Genomic DNA, 16,149 nt, shown 5'->3' with positions numbered 1-16,149 from the left:
AATTGGCGTAAATTGCTACGAACTGGCAGAAAGAGTAGGTGGATATGACCAAGGAAACCGACATCGACAGGATCGACCGTAAGATCCTGCGCCAGCTTGCGCAGGACGGCCGCATCGCCTGGAGCGAGCTGGCCGACCTGGTCGGCCTGTCGCTCACCCCCACCCTGCGCCGGGTGCGGCGCCTGGAGGAAGCCGGGTATATCCAGGGCTATGTGGCCAAGCTGGACGAGGCCCGGCTGGCTGGCCGCATGAGCGTGCTGGTCGCGGTGACGCTCACTTCGCAGTCGGAAGAAACGCTGGCCCGCTTCGAAGAAGCGATCGTGGCCGCGCCCGAGGTGATGAGCTGCTTCCTGATGACGGGCGACGCCGACTACAGCCTGCGCGTGGTGGTGCCGGACCTGGAAACCTATCACCAGTTCCTGACGCGCACGCTCACGCGCATCCCGGGCGTGGCCCACATCAAGTCGGGCTTCGCGCTCAGGACGGTGCTGAACCGGGCATCGGCGCTGGCATGAAGTCCAGGCCCTCGTAAGCGGCGCGCAGGGCCCGCACCAGCGCGGTCGACCCGGCCAGTTCGCCCCACAGCGCCGGCTCCGCACAGAAGGCCGCGAGCGCGTCGCCGGCGCCGCACACGCGCTGCACGAAGCCTTCGTCGAGCGCGGCGTCGCGGTAGTCGGCCTGCAGCAGGCCGGCCCGCCAGCGCACCAGGAAAGCCAGGTACAGGGCCGGCAAGGGCGCCACCGCCTCCAGCCCGAGGCCGCGCGCCATGCGCTCGCGGATGGTCGGCACGATAAAGCCCGGCAGCTTGGCCAGGCTGTCGGCCAGCACCCGGTCCACCGTGTCGCGCACGGCGTCGCCGGAAAAGCGCGCGATCACGGCGTCGCGGTAGGCTTCCAGGTGCACCGGACTCGGACGCAGGCAGTCGAACACGGCGCCGGTCACGTAGTCGTGCACCAGGGCGCGGATGCGCGCATCGCGCATGCCTTCATGGATATAGCCGTAGCCCAGCAGGGCGCCGGCCCAGGCGATGCCGCTGTGGCTCGCGTTCAGGATGCGGATCTTGGCTTCCTCGAAGGGCGCCACCGATTCCACCATGCGCGCGCCCACGCGCTCCCAGGCCGGGCGGCCGTTGCAGAAGTCGTCTTCGATCACCCACTCGATGTACGATTCGCTCATCACCGCGGCGGGGTCATCGCGCCCGGTGGCGGCCAGCACGCGGGCGCGCAGCTCCGGCGTCGCGCGCGGCGTGATGCGGTCTACCATGGAATTCGGAAAGCGCGTGTTCCGGGCCATCCACGCCAGCAGATCGGGTTCTTCGGCCAGCGCGAGGAACTGGCTCAAGCCCTGACGCACCCGGTCGCCGTTGTGGCGCAGGTTGTCGCAGCACAGCAGGGTGATGGGGCCCGCATCGGCGGCGCGGCGCGCGCGCAGGATGGCGGCCAGCACGCTGTAGATGGTGGCGCCCGGTTCGCCGCGGCGCGCATTCCCGATGCTGGCGTGCAGGTCTTGCGATGACAGGTCGAGCCGGCCGTCGACGCCCAGGAAGTAGCCGGCTTCGGTGACGGTGAAGGAGATGATGCGCGTCGCGGCGTCGGCGCCGGCGGCGAGCACCGCGCCCAGGGACGGCTCGTAGTCGAGGACGGCCGAGATGGCGCGGATGCTGCGGTAGGCATAGGCGCCATCCGGCGTCACGGTTTCGAGCGTGTAGGCGCAGTCCTGCGCGCGCATCGTTTCGCCTGGGTCGAGCGGATCGGGACGGATATTCGCGGCGACGATGGTCCACCCGGCCTCGCCGGCGTCCAGCAGGTCCTGCAGATACGCCGCCTGGTGCGCGCGGTGGAAGGCGCCCAGGCCGAGGTGGAGGATGACGCTGTCGTGTGCTTGCATATGATCGAGGGTCCTGTTGGATAGGTATGGGGGTTTTTCTTGCGATCGCGCGATATATCTGCCAATCTACTACAAACCTGTATGACAGGTTGTAAAAAATGAGGAGACCAACCGTGACTGCATTCCGGGATTCCAAGAGCAAATCGGAAACGACCCGCGCCGCGATCATCGAGCACGCGCTCGGCGTGGCAAGCCATGACGGGCTGGAGGCGCTGACGCTCGGCACACTGGCCGATTCCATGAAGATGAGCAAGAGCGGCGTGTTCAGCCGGGTCGGCTCGCGCGAGACGCTGCAGCTGGCGGTGCTGGCGAACTACCGCCAGCGCTTCGAGGCCCAGGTGCTGCAGCCGTCGCAGCGCATGGCGCCCGGCCTGCCGCGCCTGCGGCACCTGTTCGACATGAGCCTGAAGCAGGTGGAGTCGGGACAGGCCACGAGTTCCGCGGGCTGCTTCTATATCAGCTGCGCCGCCGAATACGACGACCGGCCGGGCGCGGTGCGCCATGCGCTGACCGACAGCGTCAACGCCTGGCGCGACGCCTTCGAAGAGGGCGCGCGCCAGGCGGTGCTGCTGCAACACCTGGCCAGCGACCTGGACCCGAGCCAGCTGGTGTTCGAGATCTACGCCCTGCTGCTCGCGGCCCAGCACGACACCCGCCTGCTCGAGCAGCACAGCGCGACTGCGCGCGCCCGGGCCGGTTTCGAACGCCTGCTGGCGCGCTGCGGCGCGCCAGCCCGGGAAGGAGCCAGCCGTGCCTGATTCGCCACTGCACCAGATGCTGCTGGACGCCATGCCGGGCATGCCCGAGCGCGATCTGCCGCGCTTCGCCGCGGCGCTCACGGTCGACGAACCGTACAACGCGCCGCCAGTCGACGCCGGCGTTCCGGAAGGCCGTCTGCTCACGCGCCGGCACCGCTCCACCCGGGTCTATCCCGGCGTCGAACGCGCTTACACGGTCTACGTGCCGGTGCAGTACGACGCCGGCGAGGACGCCTGCCTGATGGTGTTCCAGGACGGCAGCCGCTACCTCGGCCCGGAAGCCAATACCGTGCGCGTGCTGGACGTCCTGATCGCCGAGGGCGGCATGCCGCCCACCATCGCCGTGTTCGCCGAGCCGGGCGAGCAGGGGCCGGGCCTGCCGGACTATGGCGGCAGCGGCAACCGCAGCGTCGAATACGACGCCACGGGCGACGCCTATGTGCGCTTCCTGCTCGAGGAACTGCTGCCGGAAGCGCTGGCCGGCTATCGCGTGTCGAGCGACCCGGCGCGGCGCGCGATCGCCGGCATCAGCTCGGGCGGCCATTGCGCCTTCAATGCCGCCTGGGAGCGCCCCGACGCCTTCGGCAAGGTGCTGACCCATTGCGGCAGTTTCGTCGACATCCGCGGCGGGCGCGCCTGGGCGAGCCGCGTGCGGCGCGAGCCGGTCAAACCCCTGCGCGTGTTCCTGCAAAGCGGCGCGCACGACCTCGACATCCTGTACGGCAGCTGGCTGCTGGCCAACCGCGAAATGGCCGCGGCGCTGGCCTACCGCGGCTACGAGCACCGCTTCGTGGAAGGCGATGGCGGGCACTCGCTGCGGCACGGCGGCGCGATCCTGGCCGAGACCCTGCGCTGGCTGTGGCGCCCATGAACGCCGCGCTGCAAGGCTTGCCTGTGTTCGTCGCCGCCGGCGAGGCGCTCACCGACATGGTGAGGACCGGCGTCGATCACTGGCGCAGCTGCCCGGGCGGCGCGGTCTGGAACGCGGCGCGCGCGATGGCCCACATGGGCGTGCCGAGCGCCTTTGCCGGCGCCGTCAGCGCCGACCTGTTCGGCGCGGCGCTGGTGGAGGCCAGCCGGGAGGCCGGGCTGGACGCGCGCTTCATGCAGGTCTTGCCCAAGCCGCCGCTGCTGGCGATGGTCCATGCGCTCGACCCGCCCAGCTATTTCTTCGTGGGGAGCGACAGCGCCGACCTGCATTTCGACCCGGCCCTGCTGCCCGCGGGATGGATCGATGCGCTGCAGTGGGCCCACTTCGGCGGCATCAGCCTGGCGCGCGAACCGCTGGCATCCACGCTGCTGGCGCTGGCGCGGCAGCTGAAGGGACGCGGCGTGCGCATCAGCTACGATCCGAATTTCCGCCAGCTGATGGACGAGCGCTACGATTCGACGCTGGCGGCGATGGCCGCGCTGGCCGACGTGATCAAGGTGTCCGACGACGACCTGCGGGGTCTGTTCCGTTGTGCCGATGCCGACGCCGCTTTTGCGCGGCTGCGGGACATGCAGCCGCGGGCGCTATTCCTGCTGACCCGTGGTGCGGCGGGCGCCTCGCTGTGCCAGGGGCAGGATGCGTGGACGGCGCGACCCCCGTCGATCGAGGTGATCGACACGGTCGGCGCGGGCGACGCCAGCCTGGCCGGACTGCTCGCCAGCCTCATGCTGTACCCGCACCGGACCGGCGGCGAGCACCTGGCGCGCGCGGTGGGCGCCGGTGCGGCCGCGTGTACGGTTGCAGGGGCCGCGCCCGTCACGCAGGCGCAGGTGGAAAGCCTCGCCAGGCGCATCGAAGTCAGCGACGGCCCGTCGATCCCTGTCAGCCGGTTCGCACGGGGTGCCTTGAACGAATAATCCGCCGCAGGGTTCCGGCCCTGCATACCGATCACCCGACCATTCCCGATCCGTTGTCATGCTCATTTCCTCCGCTACCGACTTCCGCGCCGCGGCGCAGCGCGTCCTGCCGCCTTTCCTGTTCCATTACATCGACGGCGGCGCCGGCGCGGAGGAGACGATGCGCGCCAACGTCGATGACCTGCAAGCCGTCAAGCTTCGCCAGCGCGTGCTGCGCGGTTCCGAGACGCTCGACCTGGGCGCCGAGTGGTTCGGCCAGCGCTATGATTTGCCGATCGCGCTCGCGCCGGTCGGCCTGACCGGCATGTATGCGCGGCGCGGGGAAGTGCAGGCCGTGCGCGCCGCCGATCGCCGCAACATCCCCTTCATCCAGTCGACGATGTCGGTGTGCTCGCTGGCTGAAGTGGCAGCCCAGGCCGCGAAGCCGCAGTGGTTCCAGCTGTATGTGCTGAAGGACCGCGGCTTCATGCGCGACGTCATGCGGCGCGCCGGCGACCTGGGCGCGTCGACACTGGTGTTCACGGTCGACACGCCGGTGCCGGGCGCGCGCTACCGCGATGCGCACAGCGGCATGAGCGGCCCGAACGCGGGGATGCGGCGCATTCTCCAGGCCATGCGCCGTCCGCGCTGGGCGCTCGACGTGGGCCTGTTCGGCCGCCCGCACAACCTGGGCAATATCTCGGCCTACCTCGGCGGCGCCACCGGACTCGAGGACTTCATGGGCTGGATCGGCGCCAACTTCGATCCCGGGATCAGCTGGCAGGACCTGCAGTGGATCCGCGACGAGTGGAAGGGACGCCTGGTCATCAAGGGCATCCTCGACGAGGACGATGCGCGCGACGCACTGGCCTTTGGCGCCGACGGGATCGTCGTCTCGAACCATGGCGGACGGCAGCTCGATGGCGCCCTGTCGACGGCTAGAGCGCTGCCGTCGATCGCCGCCGCCGTGCAGGGCCGAATGACGGTTTTCGTCGACGGCGGCATCCGTACCGGCACCGATGTCTTCCGCATGCTCGCGCTGGGCGCCGACGGTGTCTTGATCGGCCGCGCTTTCGTGTACGCGCTGGCGGCGCAAGGGCAGGCCGGGGTCGAGCGCCTGCTGGCGATCATGGAGAAGGACATTCGCACGAACATGGTGCTCACTGGCGTGAAATCGCTACGGGATGTCGGGCCCCATTTGTTGGCCGAATCGGCGATTCCGCCTCGGGTCACGCGCTCGGCTGCCTGACGCGATCGTAGTCGTGAATGCTGGTACCGACCCGAAGCAGACGCCCATGCGGCATGCAAGTTGCAAGTCTTGAGCCACAGGTGGCCTATCCCCCATTGTCACGGACACTTCCCGGCAGATTGGGCGCACTGGCGTGGACTGATGCTTCAGCTGGCCTGACGCCTGACGCTGTTCGTGACAGGCCTCGATGCAGGCTGCTTTCATCCATCGCCGTAGTTCACTTGAGGTCGGTTGCAGAATAGCCGAGCGCTTTTTTTACATTGGCGCGCTCCGTCTTGATATTCGCCAGTGCGCGGCGCGTGCTGACATACTCCGGGGCCGACACCTTTTCGCCCCACTGCGACCTTTGTTTCGACGATGGCGCCGCTGCGCCATCGTCTCGGCAAATTGGCGCCAATGCCAAGGTCGCCGCCTGTTACCGCCTTGCTCGCACCTGGCTGGCCTACCAGCTTGACTGCTTCGTGCATGAATTCTTCTGAGAATAAGCGTCTGTCACGCGCCACATGTTATGCCTCCAATAAGAACCTAATACCTATCCAAAGTGTCCATCGCGCGGGGAAAAGCAGATCTACCCGTAAGGGGTGTACGTAATGCCGCCTGCGATTAGTCCAGCTACACCGTCTATGTTCTCGCGGCTTTCGCTAATTCCGACTAGAACGTCGCGTATCGTCCCTCCTCGACTCAGCACGTCCACCCAGAAATCCAAACCACCTTGCTCTGGGGCACGACGCAATATATTTTGATACAAGCCCTTGACCAGTTCAGTACTTTCCGGATCACTCCCGTACATCGTCCTGAATTCGGATGAGGATACGAACCCTTCGGCAATCTGATTCAGACTAACACCACTATCCATTCTGCTGATCCAGAAGCCAATTCCGATCAAATCCGGCGCTCGATCAAAAGCTGCCTGATAAATTCGATACACTTGACCTGCATTGCCACCCAAATCGAGAGCTACTGCAACATCGTTAAATCGAACCCGTTCAACGTCAATGAGTATGTCGTAACGACCGGCCGAACTTTCCACTCGCCAGTTCTCGCCATTGTGAACAAGCGTAGACATGCTTCGTGCGCCAGAGATGTCAATTGTATCGAGGCCGGCTCCACCATCTACAATGTTTGCCCCCGCTGACGCGACGAACCGGTCGTTTCCGCCACCGCCGAATAGCATGTCGTTGCCGTCCTGGCCAATCAGCAGGTCCTCGCTCTCGGCACCGTACAATGTGTCACCCACCGCAGCGCCAAGGATGGCTACCGAATGCCCCTCGTCGGTACGGTAGCTCGGGACAATATCACGGCGCTGCATGGTCATCGTGATGTCGCTATGACGCATGACCAACCGAGTGTTCTCGACCGCCTGAAGGAAATATCCGGCGGGTTCATTGTCCAAATGATCCGCGAGCCAAATTTGCAGATCAGAATTATGTTGCCTGACCCGTTCAATGACAGCGTCTTCGGTCCAAACAGAGTCTCCCGATACAGCATCGAATCCCTTGTTGAGTTCATTGAGCACATCCGTGAAGAACCGCTTCTGCATCAGGCCAAACTCAATCACATCGGCAGACTGGGCTGGCTTGTATACTCCTTCAGGCAAAAAAGGCTTGATGAATTTCTCAAGCGCGAGATCACTCATGGCGCCTGAGAACTGACTCACCAAGGTTTGTATGGTCAACTTGCCGAAGTAGCTGAGGTCATCGGAAGAAGCATCGGGGAGCGGCGCAATGCCGCTAACCGACCACGTGTCGGTAACTGCATCATACCCATAGGCTGGCGACGTATAAGTGCCAGCGCCAGCTTCTGTCCATGTCAAGTTGGAAGGCAAAGGAAACAAGGCAGGCGCGACCGGCATGGTCGGCGGAACCGGCGTGGCAGGCCCACTTTGCCCTTGTAACTTGATAGTATTGATCCACCCGTCGCCCCATGCGGCAGCTCGCTGGCCTGTTGGGCTACCAAAGGCGATCAAATACCTTCCCGCATTCTGCTGATCGGTGTTTCCCTTGGTAAGCTCGTTATAATCGGCTGCTGCGCCCGCGACTTCAACCACATATATGCCGGTGTGGTATTCGTAAATTTTTTTCGCATCCACGCCGGTAAAGTCGGAAATCAATCCTCCGGCACCTGCATCGGTTGTCGTCGTATAAGACTCATATGGTAGTAACACTGAGGTCCAGCCACGTGCCGTTGCTATCGACTCGGCGATACTATCTGTCTTGAACTCGTGCTGGCGGTCGATCACATAGTGACGTTCCTCGACCCTATGGTCTTCGAAAATAGTGCGTTCAAACATCACCTCGAAAAATTGCGCTGATACTGCAGTCTCGATTCCAAGCGATGTCCCAAATACAGCTAGATCAGGAAGTACACTGATCTCCGTACCGCTATTCTGAATAAAGATAGTGAAATAGTCATAATCCAGAGATTCGCTACCAGCTGATAACTGCGAGATGTTCATGTGCGCTGTTATCGGACCGAATCCCGAATTGATCGCCTGGGATTCCTCGGTAGTCCTGAATTGTTCGTTTACGTCGACTTTTCCTTTGCTGTACGCCTCCCACTCCGTGCCATCGCGAATTGTTTGATATTTCTGCATGAAGTCTTTGGCAAGTCCTGCATGGACCAGTAACCGATGAGAACAATCCCCTCGCGTATTTCAGCCGAATTGGAGGCGGCTCCGACACCTGCGAGGCGTCGAAGCGTAGAGGAAATTATTAATCAGAGGTAAAGTGCATGCTTTCGGTGCCATTCCGTAAAACAACGGTTGTGGAGCGCACAATGAAGTGGCACCGATGATGAGATTCGCGTAGTGATCGCGTGCAACAGCAAGGCCCGGCCAGCGTCATGCCCATGTTCTTCATTCTGGACGTCGGGAAGGGAATATTCAAGGTCTAATTTAATACGATGCAGACCCGAGGAGCTGCAATTGGCATCAGTCCGTGCACTTACTAAAATTAATTAATCGAAATACGCCAGCATGGAATTCTGCCAAGCCCGCTTGTAGCCGAGTGCAGACCTTGGAATGGCTCAGTGTCCGAGCTTGCTGCCATCGCAGCAAGAAACAGGTTTCGTCCGCAGCTTCTAATCGATCCAGCGCCAGGAAAAAAGGCCGGATGCTCCCTAGCGCCCGGCCTCCATGCTTCCCCCAACGATGGTGGAGCGCCGCTTACTCGCGCAGCGCCTGCGCCGGCCGAATCTGCATCGCCGCCACCGCATGGCGCACGGTGGACCCCATCGCCACCAGCCCGGCCGTCAGGAGGGCGGCCGCCAGCGTCCAGGCCCCCACCGGCGCCTGTTCCGTGAAGCTGGCCAGGTAGCGTTGCACCGCCACGAAGGCCACCGGCAGGCCGAACAGCGCGCCGATCCCGATCAGCACCACGAACTCGCGCGCCACCAGGCGGCCGATCGCGGAGCTGCCGGCGCCGTACAGCTTGCGCAGCACGATCTCGCGCGCCTTGCGCTGCACGCTGTAGGCGGCCAGCACGTAGATGCCGAAGGCGGCGATCGCCGTGGCGATCACGCTCGACGCGGCCAAGAGCTTGGCCAGGCGCAGGTCATCCTCGTAGTTGCGCGCATACAGGCTGGCCATGCGCTGCACTTCCAGAACGTCGTTCGGGAAGTAGCGCGGCCACATCTCCTCGATGGCGCGCTGCACCGCGACGCCGTCCTGCCCGCTGCGTACGGTGAACACGCCGGTCTGGTTGCCCAGGAAGTAGACGGTGGCCTGCATCTCCTCGCGCGCCGAGCGGTGGCGGATGTTCGGGGCCACTCCCACCACCTGCATGGTGTCGCTGTCGTGCGGGGTGCGGATGAACTTGCCCACCGCATCCTCGGCGCTGGCGAAGCCGAACTTGCGCGCGGCCGCCTCGTTGATGACCAGCTTGCCGTCGTCCTCGGGCTTGTCGCGGCTCGCATCGTACAGCCGGCCTGTGACCGGCTTCAGGCCATAGACCCCGAAGAACTCGGGACTGACGCGGGTCCAGTTGATCTCGATCGGCGCGCCGCCATCGCGGCGCAGCGAGGTGCTGTTGAAGTTGGTGGTCACCGGGGCGTCGCTGACCGCCACCCCGCTCACGCCCGGCAAGCGGACCAGCGCATCGCGGAAGGCGCGCACCTTGGCGTCGCGCATGTCGTCCGGGGTCGGCACGATCAGCAGGGGCGCGGCGTCGAAGCCCGGATCGAGACTGCTGGCGTAGCGGGTCTGCCAGGCCACGGCCAGGGTCAGGCTGGTCAGGCCCATCGCGGTGGCGAACTGCAGCACGGTGAGGATGCGGCGCAGGCGCAGTCCGCCCACGGTCTCGCTGTTGCCGCGGCCGGCCAGCGCCGCGGTGGGGCGCACCTTGATGGCCGACCAGGCAGGATAGGCGCCGGCCAGCAGGCCGACGAAACAGCCCAGCAGCAGGCTCAGGCCGAGCGACACCGGCGTGAACATGCGGTCCAGCTTGCGCTGCACGAGGTCGGCGAATACCGGCAGCAGCAGCCAGGCCAGCAGCATGCCGATCGCGGTGGCGATCAGGCACACCAGCACCGATTCGGCCAGGAAGTGGCGGCTGACCGTGCCCGTGCTGGCGCCCAGCACCTTGCGCACGGCGATCTCGCGCTGGCGGCGCACGGTGCGCACGGTGGCCAGGTTGACGTAGTTGGTGGCGGCCAGCACCAGGATCAGCACGCCCACGGCGGCCAGGCCGAAGATGGTCTTGCGGTCGCCGTGGGTGGGCGAGGCGTCCTTGATCAGTGGGTCGAGGTAGGCTTCGCTCAGGGGCCCGAGGCGGAAGTCGATCAGGTCCTTGCCGTTCAGCGAGGCGATCTGGTCCGGACTCATGCGCTGGTAGAAGCTGGAGGCCAGCATCGCGCGGCGCACCGAGCCGAGCACGGCCTGCGGGTCGGCGCCCGGCATCAGCCTGACATAGACGCCGCCGTGCGAGGAACCCCAGTTGGTGGTGACCAGCTGGCGGTATTCCTGCTTCCAGATGCCTGTCTGGATGCCCGCCAGCGCCGTGAAGGGCAGGGTAGTGGCGGCCGGCTGGTCCTCGAGTACGGCCAGCACCTGGTAGGGCTGGCCGGCCACCTGCACGGTCTTGCCGACCACGTCTTCGCGGCCGAACAGCCTGGTGGCGGTCTCGCGGGTAAGGGCCAGGGCATCCGGGCGCGCCAGCGCGGCGGCCAGGTCGCCCGCGAGCACCTGCGGGGCGAGGATGCGGCGGAAGTCGGGATCGACCACGGTCACGCTGATGGTCTGCACCTGGCCGCTGGCGCTGCCGACCGGACGCACGTCGATGTCGCGTTCGATGAAGGCGCTGGCCAGTACCGGCGCGCCGCTGGCGAGAACGGCGTCGCGCGCGGGCAGGCTGGACGAATTGCTCCAGTTGCCGCTCGCGCTCGAGGTGTTCCACTTCTGCATCAGGCGGAACACCTGCTCGCGCTGCGGCACGTGGCGGTCGTAGGACAGCGAATGGGCCACGTAGCCGAGCAGCAGGAAGCAGGCCGCGAAGCCGACCGCCAGGCCCAGCACCACCACGGCCGAGTAGCCGGATTCCTTGACCAGCAGCCGCCAGCCGATGCGGAAGTCACGCAATGCGTCGCGCAGGATCATCGGGGCGCTCCTCATGCTGCCTGCAGGGCGTCGACCACCACGCGGCCATCGACCAGGTGCAGGGTGCGCGAGGCCTGGGCCGCGTGCGCCGGCGAGTGGGTGACCATGACGACCGTGGTGCCATCAAGGTTGATGTTGCGCAGCAGGCGCATCACCTCGTCGCCGTGCGCCGTGTCCAGGTTGCCGGTCGGTTCGTCGGCCAGCAGCATGGCCGGTTCCGCCACCAGCGCGCGCGCGATCGCCACGCGCTGCTGCTGGCCGCCGGAGAGCTGGGACGGGCGGTGTTTGGCGCGGTGCGCCACGCCGAGGCGCTCCAGCATGGCTTCCACGCGGCGGCGGCGCTCAGGCGCCGCGGTGCCGGTGTATTCCAGGGCCAGCTCGACGTTCTCGTACACGCTCAGTTCTTCGATCAGGTTGAAGCTCTGGAAGATGAAGCCGACCCGGCCGCGACGCAGCGCGTTCAAGCGCGCCTCGCTCCAGCCGGCCACGTTCTGTCCTTCGAAGAAGTAGTCGCCTTCGTTCGGTACGTCCAGCAGGCCGAGCACGCTCAGCAGGGTGGACTTGCCGCAGCCGGAGGGCCCGGTGATGGCGACGTATTCGCCGGCCGCGATGTCGAGGTCGACGCGGTCGAGGGCGCGGGTCTGGACTTCGCCCGCCTGGTGGATCTTGGACACGCCCCTGAGTTTCAGCATGGTGCTTCCTTTCGTTCTTGTTCGTCTGTTGGATAGTTAATCGATCTGGAGCTGCTCGGCCTTGCCGAACGGCCCGTAACTGGAAATGATGACCTGCTCGCCGGCGGCCAGGCCCGACAGGACCTCGACGTGGCTGTTGTTGCGGCGGCCCAGGCGCACGCTGCGCTTCCCAGCGCGGCCGCTTTCCTTGTCCACCACGAAGACCCAGGCGCCGCCGGTGTCGTTCACGAATGCCCCGGTCGGCAGCAGCAGGGCCTGGGTGCTTTGTCCCAGGGTCAGCTGGGCGTCCAGGCTCTGGCCCGGGTTGATGACCGCCGGCTGGTCTCCCGTGAACACCATCTCGGCGGTGAAGCGGCCTTCGCGGATCTGGGGGAACACGGCGCTGACCCGCAGCGGGTACTGCTTGCCGTCCTGGGTAATGCTGCCGGCCAGGCCGCGCGTGACGCGGCTCAGGTAGAACTCGTCGATCTCGAGCTTGAGCTTGAAGCGTTTGGGGTCGTCGATGCGGCCGATGTTCTGGTTGGGCTGCACGGTCTGGCCGACCTGCAGGCGGAAGTCGGTCAGCATGCCGGCGCTGGGTGCGCGCACCGCCAGGGCGTCCACCGTGGCGCTCACCAGCTGCAGGCCGGAGGCGAAGCCGTCGATCGCCGTTTCCATCTGCTGCAGGCCGCGCTGGCGCACGCTTTCTTCGGTGTCGAAACGGCGCCGTTCGTTGTCCAGGCTGCGGCGCTGCTGCGCCAGCCGGTCGGCGGACTCCTCCAGCGCCACCGCCGAGATGAAGCCCTGCTGGGACAGGCGGCTGTTGCGGGCATGCTGTTTCTCGGCCTGCTGGAATGCGAACTCGAGGTCGGACAGGCGCCGGCGGTGCTCGCTGCGGCTGGTTTCCTGGGCCACGCGCAGGTTCGCCAGGTTCGAGATCTGCTGCGCCTGTTCGGCCTGGCGCTCCAGCAGCGCCAGGTTGCGCAGCGGGTTGGACAGGCGGAACAGCAGCTGGCCTTTCTCGACGGTCTGGCCGTCCTGCACCAGTACTTCTTCCACCCGGCCGGATTCGACCGAGTCGAGCATGATGGAATTGAGCGGCTGGGCGGTGGCGCGCACCACGATGTCGTCGCGGAAGATGCCGTTCGCGGCGCCGGCGATGCGCACGTCGGCGGCCGGCACCTGCAGGCCGTGCGGCATGAAGTGCCAGGCGCCTGCGCCGAAGGCGGCTAGCAGGGCCAGCGTGACGGCGGCGCGCACATACAGCTTGCCGCGGCGCTTGGGTATTACAACGTCCATGGCGGCGCCGGTGACGGCTTGGGGAGGGAGTCGGTCCATGTGTTTTTGCTTGCTTCGAGACTGCGGGTTGAGATGGTCCAGTCTTTGCAACTACCGTGCCACCCCGTTTTCACCCCCTGCGGACACCCTTCCGGGCAAAAGTGTCCGGAATCGGACAGGTATGCATGTTCATAGGCGGACAGGTGTCCGGCGGACTGTCCACCGGGGTGTTTGCCGCTGCTAGAATGCGGGTCTGTCCTCCCTGCATGGCCCAGAATGCTTCCTTCCACCGCTTCGATCCTGATCCTCGACGACGACGAGGACGTCGCCTGCGCGGCGCAGATGCTGCTGCGCCGCCGGCATGGCAAGGTGGCGACGCTGGGCGACCCGCGCGGCCTGGACGCGCAGCTGGCGCAAGGCGCGCCCGACGTGGTGCTGCTCGACCTGAACTTCACCCCGGGTCGCATCGACGGCGCCGAGGGGCTGGCCGTGCTGGACCGCCTGCGCGCGTTGCCGCGCCCGCCCGGCGTGATCGCGCTCACGGCCTATGCCGACATTCCGCTCGCGGTGGAGGCCCTCAAGCGCGGCGCCAGCGACTTCATCACCAAGCCCTGGGACAACGCCCGCCTGGTGGCAGCCGTCGAGGGTGCGCTGGCGCGCCGCACGGCCGCCGCGCCCGCCGGCGCCTCGCCCCTGATGGGCGAATCCGCCCCGATGCGCGAGTTGCGCGCCATGATCGCCGCCGTCGCCCCGACCGAGGCCAACGTGATGGTGCTGGGCGAGAACGGCGTCGGCAAGGAACTGGTGGCGCGCGCCATCCATGCGGCATCAAGCCGCGCCGCCGGCACCTTCCTGGCGGTGGACATGGGCGCCTTGCCGGAGGCGACCTTCGAGAGTGAGCTGTTTGGCCACCGCAAGGGTTCGTTCACCGATGCGCGTGCCGACCGCGCCGGCCGGTTCCAGGCGGCGCGCGGCGGCAGCCTGTTCCTCGACGAGATCGGCAACATGCCGCTCGGCGCCCAGGCCAAGCTGCTCACCGCGCTCGAGCGGCGCGAAGTGACGCCGCTGGGGGCGGACCGGGCCGAGCCGATCGACGTGCGCGTCGTCAGCGCCACCAACCTGAGCGAGGAACGCCTGTTCGATCCGTCCGTGTTCCGGCCCGACCTGCTGTTCCGCCTGAACACCATCGTGCTGCGGGTGCCGCCGCTGCGCGCGCGGCGCGAGGATATCCCGCAGCTGCTGCACCACTACCTGTCGCTGTACGAAGGCCAGTACGGCCGTCCGGTGCGCGAGCTGGGGCCCAGCGTGCAGGAAGCGCTGTGCGCCTGGCCCTGGCCCGGCAACGTGCGCGCGCTGCGCCACGCCTGCGAGCGCGCGGCGATCCTGGCCCCGCAGGCGGAGTACCGTTTCGAGGACTTCGGCCTGGCGGCGCCGGCCGCCGCCACGTTCACTGCGCCGCCCGCCGCGCCAGCGCCGGCGCCCGTGGCGGAGGCCGCGCCGCAGGGCGAGGAATTCAGCCTGGGCGCGCTGGAGCGCGAGACCATCGCTGCCGCGCTCGACAAGGCCAAGGGCAACATCAGCCTGGCGGCGCGCATGCTCGGATTGAGCCGCGCCGCGCTGTACCGCAAGCTGGGCAAGCATGGAATCTAGCGCGCGCGAGGGCCGGCTCAAGGCGGCCGTCCTGCTGTGCGTAACTGGGGTGGCGACCCTGGGCTTCGGCGCCGGCACCGTGCATGACTCGCCGCGCCTGGTGGTGCTGTGCGGCCTGGCCGCGCTGCCGCTGCTGCTCACCCTATGGCGCTGCCTGGAGCGCCTCGCCATGCTGCGCCACCCGAAGCCGCCCGAGCCGAAGGCCGTGCTCACCATCGAGCAGCAGCACCTGGTCGACAGTGCGCTGGCGCTCGAGAGCAGCCTGGAACATGCGCCCATCGCGCTGTTTCGCATCGAGGGCGCGGGCGCCGACAGCAAGGTGGCGCCGCTCAACGGCAATGCGCGCAAGCTGGTGGCGCCCGGACGCGCCAGCGATCCGGCCAGCCTGTACCGGCAACTGGCCGGCGAGCCGGGCGAACGCCGCAGCATGATCCAGTTCGATACGGAGCGCGGTGTGGAGCGTGCGCTGCTGGCGGTGTCGCTGCTCGCACTGCAGGGCAATCCGCAGCGCCTGGCGGCCCTGATGCCGGTCGAGAGCGAGCTGGAAGCCGAGGCCCTGAATGCCTGGCGCCAGCTGGTGCACGTGCTGACCCATGAAATCATGAATTCGCTGACGCCGGTGGCCTCGCTGTCGCGCACGGCGCGCGAGATGCTGGAAGACTGCCGCGACTCGCTGCCGCCGGACGTGGGGCACGACCTGGTGACGGCGCTGGACGCCATCAGCCGGCGCGCGGACAGCCTGGCCGACTTCGTATCGAGCTACCGCAGCCTGTCCAATGTGCCGCCGGCGCGCCCCGAACGGATCCACGTGGCTTCCCTGTTCGAGCGGGTGCGCGCCCTGGTGTCGCCCGCCTGGCGCGGGCGCGGCGGCGAGGTGCAGTTCACGGTGGAACCGGGCTCGCTCGAGCTGGTGGCCGACCCGGGCCAGCTGGAGCAGGCCCTGATCAACCTGCTCAAGAATGCCTTCGAGGCCAGCGCCGCCGTGCCCGGGGCGGGCGCCCGCGTCGGTGCGCGCCTGGTGCGCGGCGGCCGCTTGCGCATCGAGGTGCTGGACGACGGCCCCGGCGTGCCGGTCGAGCTCATCCCGCATATCTTCACCCCCTTCTTTACCACCAAGAAGCAGGGCGGCGGCATCGGCCTGGCCATGGTGCGCCACCTGGTGCACGCGAACGGCGGCACGGTGCGCTACGCGCGCCCGGTCGGCGCCGGCGCGCGTTTCGTCATCAGTTTTTGACGTAT

12 protein-coding genes are annotated in these 16,149 nt (G+C 66.8%); 7 read left to right on the top strand and 5 right to left on the bottom strand.

Going from position 1 to position 16,149, the window contains the following annotated elements; translation table 11 throughout:
- Nucleotides 1-44: 44 nt before the first annotated feature.
- On the top strand, nucleotides 45-515 hold the full coding sequence (locus AC56KL_RS01280; RefSeq protein WP_497178345.1) for an Lrp/AsnC family transcriptional regulator: 471 nt from the start codon (nucleotides 45-47) through the stop codon (nucleotides 513-515).
- On the opposite strand, the gene dalD is transcribed toward AC56KL_RS01280, so the two are convergent.
- Nucleotides 478-1,887 (bottom strand): D-arabinitol 4-dehydrogenase, encoded by a 1,410-nt coding sequence (gene dalD / locus AC56KL_RS01275; protein WP_497178344.1) that lies wholly within the window; start codon nucleotides 1,885-1,887, stop codon nucleotides 478-480. The genes AC56KL_RS01280 and dalD overlap by 38 nt on opposite strands.
- Nucleotides 1,888-2,000: 113 nt before the next feature.
- Here dalD and AC56KL_RS01270 point away from each other — a divergent pair, with 113 nt between their 5' ends.
- Genes AC56KL_RS01270 through lldD form a run of 4 tightly spaced genes read left to right on the top strand, consistent with a single transcriptional unit; the run spans nucleotide 2,001 to nucleotide 5,721 of the window.
- Nucleotides 2,001-2,645: a TetR/AcrR family transcriptional regulator gene (locus AC56KL_RS01270; RefSeq protein ID WP_497178343.1), complete on the top strand. Its 645-nt coding sequence runs from the start codon at nucleotides 2,001-2,003 to the stop codon at nucleotides 2,643-2,645.
- Nucleotides 2,638-3,516 (top strand): alpha/beta hydrolase, encoded by an 879-nt coding sequence (locus AC56KL_RS01265; protein ID WP_497178342.1) that lies wholly within the window; start codon nucleotides 2,638-2,640, stop codon nucleotides 3,514-3,516. Before AC56KL_RS01270 ends, AC56KL_RS01265 begins: the two co-directional genes overlap by 8 nt.
- The gene (locus AC56KL_RS01260; RefSeq protein WP_497178341.1) at nucleotides 3,513-4,493 is read left to right on the top strand and encodes a carbohydrate kinase family protein; all 981 of its coding nucleotides are present in this window, start codon (nucleotides 3,513-3,515) and stop codon (nucleotides 4,491-4,493) included. The genes AC56KL_RS01265 and AC56KL_RS01260 overlap by 4 nt, the downstream gene beginning before the upstream one ends.
- Before the next feature lie 58 nt (nucleotides 4,494-4,551).
- Nucleotides 4,552-5,721, top strand: coding sequence for an FMN-dependent L-lactate dehydrogenase LldD (gene lldD / locus AC56KL_RS01255; protein WP_497178340.1), 1,170 nt, complete (start codon nucleotides 4,552-4,554; stop codon nucleotides 5,719-5,721).
- A 568-nt stretch (nucleotides 5,722-6,289) separates the two neighbouring features.
- Here lldD and AC56KL_RS01250 read toward each other — a convergent pair.
- From AC56KL_RS01250 to AC56KL_RS01235, 4 genes are all read right to left on the bottom strand, one after another.
- Nucleotides 6,290-8,314 carry a DUF4214 domain-containing protein gene (locus AC56KL_RS01250; protein WP_497178339.1) on the bottom strand — a complete coding sequence of 675 codons (2,025 nt, stop codon included), beginning with the start codon at nucleotides 8,312-8,314 and terminating at the stop codon, nucleotides 6,290-6,292.
- Between the two features lie 570 nt (nucleotides 8,315-8,884).
- Nucleotides 8,885-11,311: an ABC transporter permease gene (locus tag AC56KL_RS01245; RefSeq protein ID WP_497178338.1), complete on the bottom strand. Its 2,427-nt coding sequence runs from the start codon at nucleotides 11,309-11,311 to the stop codon at nucleotides 8,885-8,887.
- 11 nt (nucleotides 11,312-11,322) lie between these two features.
- A complete protein-coding gene (locus AC56KL_RS01240; protein WP_497178337.1) occupies nucleotides 11,323-12,003 on the bottom strand; it encodes an ABC transporter ATP-binding protein in 681 nt (226 codons plus the stop codon).
- 36 nt (nucleotides 12,004-12,039) lie between these two features.
- The gene (locus AC56KL_RS01235; protein ID WP_497178336.1) at nucleotides 12,040-13,320 is read right to left on the bottom strand and encodes an efflux RND transporter periplasmic adaptor subunit; all 1,281 of its coding nucleotides are present in this window, start codon (nucleotides 13,318-13,320) and stop codon (nucleotides 12,040-12,042) included.
- 216 nt (nucleotides 13,321-13,536) lie between these two features.
- On the opposite strand from AC56KL_RS01235, the gene AC56KL_RS01230 reads away from it, so the two are divergent.
- Complete coding sequence (locus AC56KL_RS01230) at nucleotides 13,537-14,910, top strand: sigma-54-dependent transcriptional regulator (protein ID WP_497178335.1); 1,374 nt, start codon at nucleotides 13,537-13,539, stop codon at nucleotides 14,908-14,910.
- Nucleotides 14,900-16,144, top strand: a complete 1,245-nt coding sequence (locus AC56KL_RS01225) for a sensor histidine kinase (RefSeq protein WP_497178334.1) — start codon at nucleotides 14,900-14,902, stop codon at nucleotides 16,142-16,144. The genes AC56KL_RS01230 and AC56KL_RS01225 overlap by 11 nt, the downstream gene beginning before the upstream one ends.
- The last annotated feature ends 5 nt before the right edge of the window (nucleotides 16,145-16,149 follow it).

The sequence above is a fragment of the Telluria sp. ZB4P34 genome, from assembly GCF_059686055.1.
This window is presented reverse-complemented; position numbering and strand designations above follow the sequence as displayed.